This window comes from Afifella sp. H1R (assembly GCF_021462425.1).
Classification (GTDB): Bacteria; Pseudomonadota; Alphaproteobacteria; order Rhizobiales; family Afifellaceae; genus Afifella; species Afifella aestuarii.
On record NZ_JAKEDY010000006.1, the window covers coordinates 1 to 8,590 of the forward strand.

Consider the following 8,590-nt stretch of genomic DNA (forward strand, 5'->3'; position numbering starts at 1 on the left):
GGCAAGGTCACGTCAGAGGAGCTCCGCAGGCAGTGTTCCCCGCACACGCGGGGATGAACCGCCCCCATCCCCGGGCAGGGGCCCCGCCGACAGGTGTTCCCCGCACACGCGGGGATGAACCGATTGGCGCTCGATCGCTGCTGAGGTCCACGGAGTGTTCCCCGCACACGCGGGGATGAACCGTCGATCGTTTCGCCGTTCTTCTCGAGCTCGCGGTGTTCCCCGCACACGCGGGGATGAACCGCGATCGGCGTTGTCGCTTTCGGGCACTCGTCTGTGTTCCCCGCACACGCGGGGATGAACCGTCCTTGAACCACCGAATACGGACGGTGCCGACGTGTTCCCCGCACACGCGGGGATGAACCGGCGGTCTACGAGGCCAACCGGATCGCGCTCAAGTTTTCCCCGCACACGCGGGGATGAACCGTCGACTTCAACGGGTGTTTCGTCCTGGTAGACGTGTTCCCCGCACACGCGGGGATGAACCGCAGCCCGAGTCGATCATCGGGGCTTTGCTCGTGTGTTCCCCACATACACGGGGAGGGTGCGCGATCACGTCGTGGGGCAAGCAACAATGCGGCAGATCAGCTTTGCAGGCACGGCCGCCCCGGCGGGCCTTGACCAAAACCCGATTACATCTGAGCCTTTACTAAGACATGTGAGTATCGATTCGATTCCCAGCATTATTTAATTAACAATGTACAATCTGCTCACTGACAGCTTCTTCCCAGTCCTCCTCCGCTCCGGCTATCGGTCGTGGATCTGCGCGTCGGAACTCCTGTCGTTGTCGGGCGAAGATGATGATTTTCCGGTCGAATTCGCCTGGCCGCGAGCGGATTTCAACATCGCCGCACATGAGCTCGCGCTCGGCATCGCGCAGCTCGCCCTCGATCTTCGCGACGAGGATGCGTGGGAGGATCTGTGGGCTGCGCCGCTGTCGCGCCTGGCGTGGGAAGAGCGGCTTCGCCCCTTCGCGCCGGCTTTCGAGCTCGGCGGCGACGGCCCGCGTTTTCTCCAGGCTTTCGAGCCCCTCGACGGTGCACCGGCGCCCGTCGAAGCGCTTCTCATCGACACGCCGGGGCAGAACGGCCAGAAGAAGAACGCCGATCTTCTGACGCACCGCGCCCGCTTTCCGGCCTTCGGTCTGCGCGCCGCGGCGATGGCGCTTTACACGCTGCAGGCCTTCGCGCCCTCCGGCGGGGCGGGCAATCGCACCTCGATGCGTGGCGGCGGGCCCCTTTCCGCGCTTATCGTGCCTCTCGCAGCCGATGGCGCACCCCAGCCGTTGGCGCGGCGGCTTCTCGCCAATCTCGTTCCCATGCGGGCGCCGAAGCCGGAGCGGCTGGCGGCCGCCCTGCCCTGGCTCGCCCCGACCCTCGTCTCCGACAAGACGGCCGGCCGCCAGGTTCATCCGCATGACGGTGACGTCGAAGCGCTGCAGGTCTATTTCGGCATGCCGCGGCGCATTCGTCTCGTCGTGTCGGAGGAGCGCGGGCGCTGTCCGCTGAGCGGCGAGGAGGAACTGCTCGTCACCGGCTTCGTGCAGAAGCCTTGGGGCGTCGATTACGGGCCGACCTGGCAGCATCCGCTGACACCCTACCGGCAGCAGAACGAAACGAGCGAGCCTTTTTCCGTCAAGGCGAAGAGCGGCCGGCTCTCCTATCGCGACTGGGTGGGGGTGGCGATCGGCGCGGAGGACCAAAGGCTCGCGCGCCCAGCCGAGGCCGTCAGGCTCGCGCGCGGGCTACGCCGCTCCGATCTGATGCCCGAGGGTGCCGCCGAACCGCGGCTTCGGGTCGGCGGCTGGGCCATGAACAATATGGAAGCCATCGCCTATCTCTTCGCCGAGGAGCCGCTGCATCTCGCCCCGACCGAGGTCGAGCAGAAAGCGCTCGACGATCTCGCCCGCCGCTTTGCCGAGGCTGGGAGCATGGCGGCCTCCTGCCTGCGGCGCGCCCTCAAATCGGCCCTCTTCGGCGACGGCGCGTCCGTCGCCCTCGACAAGGGCGTGCTGGACGCGGCCGGCGCCACGTTCATTGCCACGACGGAGGCGGCGTTCCATTCCGGTCTCGCAGGCTTTCTCGCCGATCCTGCGCAAAACGAAGAGGCTGCGGCCCGCCGCTTCCTCGGGGCCTTGCGCCGCGCCGCGCTTGCCGAATTCGAAGAGCGGGCGCCGGTGCCGCTCGACAAGCCCGAGGACGCCGGGCGCATCGTCGCCGCGCTCGCGCGCCTGCAGGGCGATCTCTCCGGCCGGACGGGCGCGGGCGGGAAGCTCTTTTCGATGCTGAAGCTGCCAGAACCGCAGCGCCACAAGGCGAAGACGGGGGAGCCCGCATGAGGCTGTCGGACGAAGGGCTGAAAGCGGTGCTCGCCTGGTGGCACGCGCTGCATCCGGACCGTGACCGCGAGTGGAACAAAGCTGGTGACGCGGCGGCGCGTGCCGAGCTGCGCCGATGCCAGAACCTCACCGATGCGCTTCTCATCGAACCGACGCATGATCTGATCCGCCGCGTTCATCTCGCCATGCGGAGCGACTGGCCGGCGACGGGCTCCGCGCAGACCCGGCTGATGGAGCGGCTCGCGCTTCTCGCCGCCCTCCTTGCCGGCGTCCGCCCGCCCGCGCAGCCCTCCCGCCAGCATTTTGCCGCGGCGCTCGGGTTGAAAGCCGACGGGCACCTCGCGCTGGAAGGTGAGCGCCCCCGCCTGTCGCGCGCGCGGTTCGGTGCGCTGCTGCGCGCAGGTGACGAGCCGGACCGCTTCCTTCGCGCCACACGGCGCGCCCTCGCCATCCTCGGCGACACGCCTTTCAACGTGGCGGCCTTCATCGCCGACGTCATGACGTTCGACGATCGCACCCGCCGCGATTGGACGCTGCACTACTACCAGCCTTACGGCCTCAGCCCTCTGCCACCCGCGGAAGCGGCTGTCCAAGATGCCCCGGAGACCGCTTCATGAGCCGCTTTCTGCAAATGCATGCCCTGACCGTCTATCCACCATCGAACCCGAATCGTGACGATCTCGGGCGACCGAAAACCGCCGTCATCGGTGGGGTCACGAGGATGCGCATTTCCAGCCAGGCACTGAAGCGGGCGATCCGCACCTCAGGAGCCTTTCAGACGACGCTCAGCGGAAAGCTCGGCGCCCGCACCCAGCGTCTCGGTGAGGAGCTTCTGCAGCATCTCCTGGCGAAGGGCAGCGAAGAAGACAAGGCCACCGCGATCACCCGCGAAGTCGTGGCCGCTTTCGGCAAATTGAAGCCGGCGAACGACAGCCATCCTGTGCGCATCGAGCAGCTTGCCTTCGTTTCTCCAGAGGAGCGGGAGAAGGCCTTCGAACTTGCGGAGAAAGCCGCGGCTGGCGACGCCCTGCCGAAGGAGAAGGACCTCGCCAAGACACTGCTTGCCACTGCCGATACTGCGGTCGATATCGCCATGTTCGGGCGTATGCTCGCCGCCGATCCCGCCTATAATCGCGAGGCCGCGGTGCAGGTCGCCCATGCCTTCACCACCAATCGCGTCGATGTCGAAGACGATTATTACACCGCCGTCGACGATTTGAAGCAGCCGGAGGAAGATGCGGGCGCGGGCTTTGTGGGCGAAGCCGGTTTCGGCGCGGGCGTCTTCTACACCTATGTCTGCGTCAATCGCGAACTGCTCGTGCGCAACCTCGCCGGCGATACGGACCTTGCCGCGGCCGGCCTGCGCGCCCTCACCCGTGCCGTCGCGGAAGCCTCCCCGTCGGGCAAGAAGAACAGCTTCGGCAACCATGTACGTGCGGCCTTCATGCTTCTGGAAAAGGGCGATGGGCAGCCGATCAATCTCGCAAGCGCCTTTCTGAAGCCCGTCGGATCGGGCGATCAAATGGCTGTGTCGATCGAAGCGCTGACCAACAAGCGCGCCGAATTTGCCCGCGTCTATGGCGACACTTCGGATGAAGAGATCTGCCTCGACATGCGGCGCCAGGACAGCGCGACGCTGGCGGAGGTTGCCGACTTCGCCGCAACCGGCCTTTCGAGTCCGGCCGCATGACCACCTTCCTCGTCGTGACCTGCGCGGCTCCCTTCGCAAGCTTCGGCGAGGAAGCAGGCAATGTGGAGCGGGGAACGGCTGCGCGCCCGACCCGCTCCGCCCTTCTCGGCCTCGCCGGCGCCGCCTTGGGGATTGAAAGGCAGGACCGCGAAGGACAGGCGGCGCTCGGCCGTTCCTTCCGCATCGCCACGCGCACGCTGCGAGCCGGCCGCCTGACCCAGGACTTTCACACCTTTCAGTCACTTCCCGGCGCACGAGGACGACCCGCCACGCGCCGCGATGCCCTTTCCCATCGCGGCGGGCTCGAAACCTCAATCACACGGCGCAGCTACCTCGCCGATGTAGTTTTCCAAATCGCCTATGCGGAGCAGCCCGACGCATCCGTGTGTGCAGCCGAACTCGCGAGCGCCTTCCGCACGCCCCGCTTCGTCCTGTCGCTCGGGCGCCGCTCCTGCCCGCTCGCGGCACCTCTGGCGCCACGCGAGATCGAGGCGGCGGATGTGGTCGCCGCCTTTCGCATCTATGCGGGCGACGCCTGGAAGACGGGGAGCGGAGATATCGCAGTCGAAGACGAGGCGGATCTCCCGGCCTCAAACCGACCGCGCCGCAGCCGCATTCGCCTGGATGAGCCCGTGGACCGGAGCGCCTGGCTGTTTTCGGCGCGACGCGAATGGCTCGTCGCGGCGGATGCGAAAGACCAGGCAGCAAGCCATGACTGACCCCCTCTTCTTTACGCGGCTGACCTTGAAACGCGACGCGGATAGCGTCGCCCCGCTTCTTTCGGTGCTGCAACCTGAAGAGAATGCGAAGCGGCTCTCCGTCGAACACAAACTGCTCTGGACGGTCATGCCGGAAAGCACCCGCCGCGCCGGATCCGGCAACAGCGCCGTCTTTCTTTGGCGCCGTCTCGATAGCCAAGGCTGCTTCTATCTCCTTGGACCCGAGCCCACAGAGGATAGCCCCTTCTTCCGGATCGAGAGCAAGCCTTTCGCCCCCGCTTTCACGACCGGACAGAGGCTCGCCTTCGACCTTCGCCTGAACGCGACGGTCGATCGCAAGACTGGGACCGGAGCGAATGGCAAAGCGCTGCGCAAGCGCTGCGACGTGGCCATGGACCTCATGCAGCGCGAAGAGCGTGAAGGACGCATGCGGCGCGGCGACCGTGCCATGCGGCGCGAGGCTCTCGCCCAGGAGGCGGCGGCAGAATGGCTGTCCTCGCGCGCCGAGGCGGCGGGATTTGCGCTCGAAGCCCTCACCCTTGGCGGCTACCGCGCCGAGCGCATTGATCGCGGAAAAGGCCGCCCCGGCACGATCGGCGTGTTCGATCTCAAAGGCCTTGTGAGCATCACCGACCCTGCTGCCTTTCTCGACCGCCTGACAACCGGTTTCGGGCGGGCGAAAGCGTTCGGCTGCGGGCTGATGCTCGTGCGGCCGGCGCCCTGACGTCGTGCCCGCGCGCTTTCCGGGCGCTCCGCCGCCACGCCCAATCCCCTTGAAGGACCGTGCCTCGATCGTCTTCATCGAGAAAGGCCAGCTCGATGTCCTCGACGGGGCCTTCGTTCTCGTCGACGCCAACGGCATCCGCACGCATATTCCGATCGGCGGCCTGGCCGCCTTGATGCTGGAGCCCGGCACCCGCACCAGTCACGCCGCCATCGCCCTGGCAGCGCGGGCCGGGACGTTGCTTATCTGGGTGGGCGAAGCCGGGGTCCGCCTCTACGCCGCGGGCCAGCCGGGCGGCGCGCGCTCCGACCGCCTCCTTTGGCAGTGCAGGCTCGCCCTCGATCCTCAAGCGCGGTTGAAGGTCGTCGCTCGCATGTTCGAGATCCGCTTCGGAGAGACGGCGCCGGAGAAGCGCTCCGTAGACCAGCTGCGGGGTGTCGAAGGCGCGCGGGTCAGGGCGCTCTACGAAGGACTGGCGCGCCAGTTCGGCGTGACCTGGAAACGACGCGACTACGATCCTTCCTCTTTCGACACGTCCGACGTGCCGAACCGGTGCCTGTCGGCCGCAACCTCATGCCTCTACGGCATCACGGAGGCGGCCGTGCTCGCCGCAGGTTATGCGCCGGCCATCGGCTTTCTGCATACCGGAAAGCCGCTCTCCTTCGTTTATGACATCGCCGATCTCTATAAGTTCGAGACCGTCGTTCCAGAGGCCTTTCGTGTGGCCGGGCTCCACGCCAAGGGCAAACTGAGCGACGACCCCGCCCGCGCGACACGCCTCGCCTGCCGTGACGCCTTTCGGCGCCACAACATCTTGGGACGTCTCATTCCAGGTATCGATGATGTCCTGCAAGCCGGGGGTCTCGAAACACCGGCGGTCCCAGACGATGCCGTGGCTCCCGCCTTTGCCGACCCGAAGGCTTCCGGCGATCCGGGGCACCGCGGATGATGATCGTTGTCGTCAACAATGCTCCGCCACGGCTGCGCGGCCGGTTGGCCGTCTGGCTTCTGGAGGTGCGCGCCGGCGTCTATGTCGGCACCTATTCGGCCCGCACGCGCGAGATGATCTGGGACCAGGTGGCCGGGCTCATCGAGGATGGCGATGCCGTCATGGCCTGGCCGGCGCAGACAGACGCAGGATTCGACTTCGTCACGGTCGGCCGCAACCGACGTGAACCCGCCGATTTCGACGGCCTCAAACTGGTCGCTTTCCATCCCGATCGGACCGTCCTTTAGCCCTCCAAAAGCCGGTAGCTTCACCGCGTTGGAAATAGTGCTGCAAATGGAATAACTTCCAAAAGGAGTGTTCCCCGCACACGCGGGGATGAACCGCTCCACGTCGCTTTGCAGGCCAACGCTGGATCGTGTTCCCCGCACACGCGGGGATGAACCGCACACGATCCTGCTCCTATCGTGAACATACCCGTGTTCCCCGCACACGCGGGGATGAACCGAGCAGATTAAGCTGGTGGCAGAGAGCGGCCTTGTGTTCCCCGCACACGCGGGGATGAACCGAAGGGAGACATGCGCACGCCTCTCTGCGTCGTGTGTTCCCCGCACACGCGGGGATGAACCGGGAGCACAATATCTTCCGGGGACTGACTTTCCGTGTTCCCCGCACACGCGGGGATGAACCGCACGAGACAGACCCTGTGCTGCTCGCCGGCATTGTGTTCCCCGCACACGCGGGGATGAACCGGCGCCGACGTCGGTCAAGGAGATGATCCAGCGGTGTTCCCCGCACACGCGGGGATGAACCGCTTGTGAGAGACCTCATCGATGCGACGTGCATGTGTTCCCCGCACACGCGGGGATGAACCGGGCATAGAAGGGACAGAGGGCGGAGCGATCGCGTGTTCCCCGCACACGCGGGGATGAACCGTGGACGCAGACGACGGTGGGTTGGGCGTGCGAGTGTTCCCCGCACACGCGGGGATGAACCGTCCATCGCGGAATACGTGGGTTCGAGGGGCCAGTGTTCCCCGCACACGCGGGGATGAACCGGCGTGCGCGCAGTTCGCTTTCGCCCATGTTGCGTGTTCCCCGCACACGCGGGGATGAACCGCGACACTGCGCCTCATGGGCCAGGACGCCGGGGTGTTCCCCGCACACGCGGGGATGAACCGAACGATGGCCATGCCTCGATCATTGCGGAGCGGTGTTCCCCGCACACGCGGGGATAAACCGCTCCGCCTCGATGCGTCGAGCCGGACGGTATGTCGGCGCGTCAGGCCGCGGCCCGGTTCGGGATCGGCATTTCGACCGCGATCCGTCGGGTCGGGTGGGCGAAGATTGGCGAGCGGACCCCACGACCGCGGGGCTGGTGGCGCGGTTCGGCTCTCGATCCGCACGAGGCCTTCATTGATGAGACGGGATTGTCGACCAAAATGGCGCGCCTGCGCGGCCGTGCGCTTCGCAGCGAGCGCTGCCGGGCCGGGATTCCTCACTGCCATTGAAAGACGACGACCTTCACCGGCGCCTTGCGACTGACGGGGATGACCGCACCGATGGTCCTGGACTGCGCGAGGAATGGCATCGCCTTCCGGGCTTATGTCGAGCCGGCGCTCGTGCCGACGCTCATCCCGGGCGACATCGTGATCATGGACAATCTTCCGGCACACAAGGCCGAGGGCGTTCGCCTGGCCATCGAACGAGCCGGTGCCGAGTTGCACTACCTGCCGCCCTGCAGCCTCGACTTCAATCCAATTGAGATGGCTTTCTCCAAGCTCAAGTCGCTCCTGCGGGCGAAAGCTGAGGGGTCCGTCGGCGGGCTCTGGGACGCCGTCGGCGCCGTCCTCCCACACTTCAAACCCGACGAGTGCGCCAACTACTTCGTCGCTGCAGGTTCTGATCCAGGTTAAACCGGATCTGCTCTAGCTCCTGTGAGCATTCCTGTAAAATACCCGCCAGCCGAGATGATGTTGCCCTTGTTGAGGCGCATCTTGTCGGTGAGGCGGATGGCGGGTGGGCCTCCATGAAGACGCTGGGCGACCAGGAGAGCCAGGTCGCGCGGTGAAGGTGACACCCGACTTCACGCCGCCACCGGGGTCCGGCTCGTCGCCGATCGATCTATGGAACTCCGACCCCTTGATGCCGTTCATCGCCCGCCATGGGAGAAC

At 66.3% G+C, this 8,590-nt stretch carries 7 protein-coding genes, 1 pseudogene and 2 CRISPR repeat arrays; all 8 genes and pseudogenes read left to right on the forward strand.

Going from position 1 to position 8,590, the window contains the following annotated elements:
- Nucleotides 1-32 precede the first annotated feature (32 nt).
- A CRISPR array of direct repeats spans nt 33-549; the repeat unit is 29 nt; unit sequence GTGTTCCCCGCACACGCGGGGATGAACCG.
- Between the two features lie 148 nt (nt 550-697).
- The 8 genes and pseudogenes from casA to L0F51_RS19835 all read left to right on the forward strand — a co-directional run bounded on the left by casA (nt 698) and on the right by L0F51_RS19835 (nt 8,332).
- A complete protein-coding gene (gene casA, locus L0F51_RS19800) occupies nt 698-2,338 on the forward strand; it encodes a type I-E CRISPR-associated protein Cse1/CasA (protein WP_234630876.1) in 1,641 nt (546 codons plus the stop codon).
- A complete protein-coding gene (casB, locus tag L0F51_RS19805; RefSeq protein ID WP_234630877.1) occupies nt 2,335-2,955 on the forward strand; it encodes a type I-E CRISPR-associated protein Cse2/CasB in 621 nt (206 codons plus the stop codon). Before casA ends, casB begins: the two co-directional genes overlap by 4 nt.
- The gene (gene cas7e / locus L0F51_RS19810; RefSeq protein WP_234630878.1) at nt 2,952-4,028 is read left to right on the forward strand and encodes a type I-E CRISPR-associated protein Cas7/Cse4/CasC; all 1,077 of its coding nucleotides are present in this window, start codon (nt 2,952-2,954) and stop codon (nt 4,026-4,028) included. Before casB ends, cas7e begins: the two co-directional genes overlap by 4 nt.
- Nucleotides 4,025-4,747 carry a type I-E CRISPR-associated protein Cas5/CasD gene (gene cas5e / locus L0F51_RS19815; protein ID WP_234630879.1) on the forward strand — a complete coding sequence of 241 codons (723 nt, stop codon included), beginning with the start codon at nt 4,025-4,027 and terminating at the stop codon, nt 4,745-4,747. The genes cas7e and cas5e overlap by 4 nt, the downstream gene beginning before the upstream one ends.
- Nucleotides 4,740-5,471, forward strand: coding sequence for a type I-E CRISPR-associated protein Cas6/Cse3/CasE (gene cas6e / locus L0F51_RS19820; RefSeq protein ID WP_234630880.1), 732 nt, complete (start codon nt 4,740-4,742; stop codon nt 5,469-5,471). Before cas5e ends, cas6e begins: the two co-directional genes overlap by 8 nt.
- Before the next feature lie 49 nt (nt 5,472-5,520).
- Complete coding sequence (cas1e, locus tag L0F51_RS19825) at nt 5,521-6,420, forward strand: type I-E CRISPR-associated endonuclease Cas1e (protein WP_234630881.1); 900 nt, start codon at nt 5,521-5,523, stop codon at nt 6,418-6,420.
- Nucleotides 6,417-6,707, forward strand: coding sequence for a type I-E CRISPR-associated endoribonuclease Cas2e (gene cas2e, locus L0F51_RS19830; RefSeq protein ID WP_234630882.1), 291 nt, complete (start codon nt 6,417-6,419; stop codon nt 6,705-6,707). The genes cas1e and cas2e overlap by 4 nt, the downstream gene beginning before the upstream one ends.
- Nucleotides 6,708-6,774: 67 nt before the next feature.
- Nucleotides 6,775-7,658: a CRISPR direct-repeat array (repeat unit 29 nt; unit sequence GTGTTCCCCGCACACGCGGGGATGAACCG).
- A 29-nt stretch (nt 7,659-7,687) separates the two neighbouring features.
- Nucleotides 7,688-8,332, forward strand: a pseudogene (locus L0F51_RS19835) (transposase).
- The last annotated feature ends 258 nt before the right edge of the window (nt 8,333-8,590 follow it).

What these genes read in the sequence shown, in the direction of transcription:
- casA (WP_234630876.1), top strand. Translation starts at nt 698, where the DNA reads ATGTACAATCTGCTCACTGACAGCTTCTTCCCAGTCCTCCTCCGCTCC.
- casB (WP_234630877.1), top strand. Translation starts at nt 2,335, where the DNA reads ATGAGGCTGTCGGACGAAGGGCTGAAAGCGGTGCTCGCCTGGTGGCAC.
- cas7e (WP_234630878.1), top strand. Translation starts at nt 2,952, where the DNA reads ATGAGCCGCTTTCTGCAAATGCATGCCCTGACCGTCTATCCACCATCG.
- cas5e (WP_234630879.1), top strand. Translation starts at nt 4,025, where the DNA reads ATGACCACCTTCCTCGTCGTGACCTGCGCGGCTCCCTTCGCAAGCTTC.
- cas6e (WP_234630880.1), top strand. Translation starts at nt 4,740, where the DNA reads ATGACTGACCCCCTCTTCTTTACGCGGCTGACCTTGAAACGCGACGCG.
- cas2e (WP_234630882.1), top strand. Translation starts at nt 6,417, where the DNA reads ATGATGATCGTTGTCGTCAACAATGCTCCGCCACGGCTGCGCGGCCGG.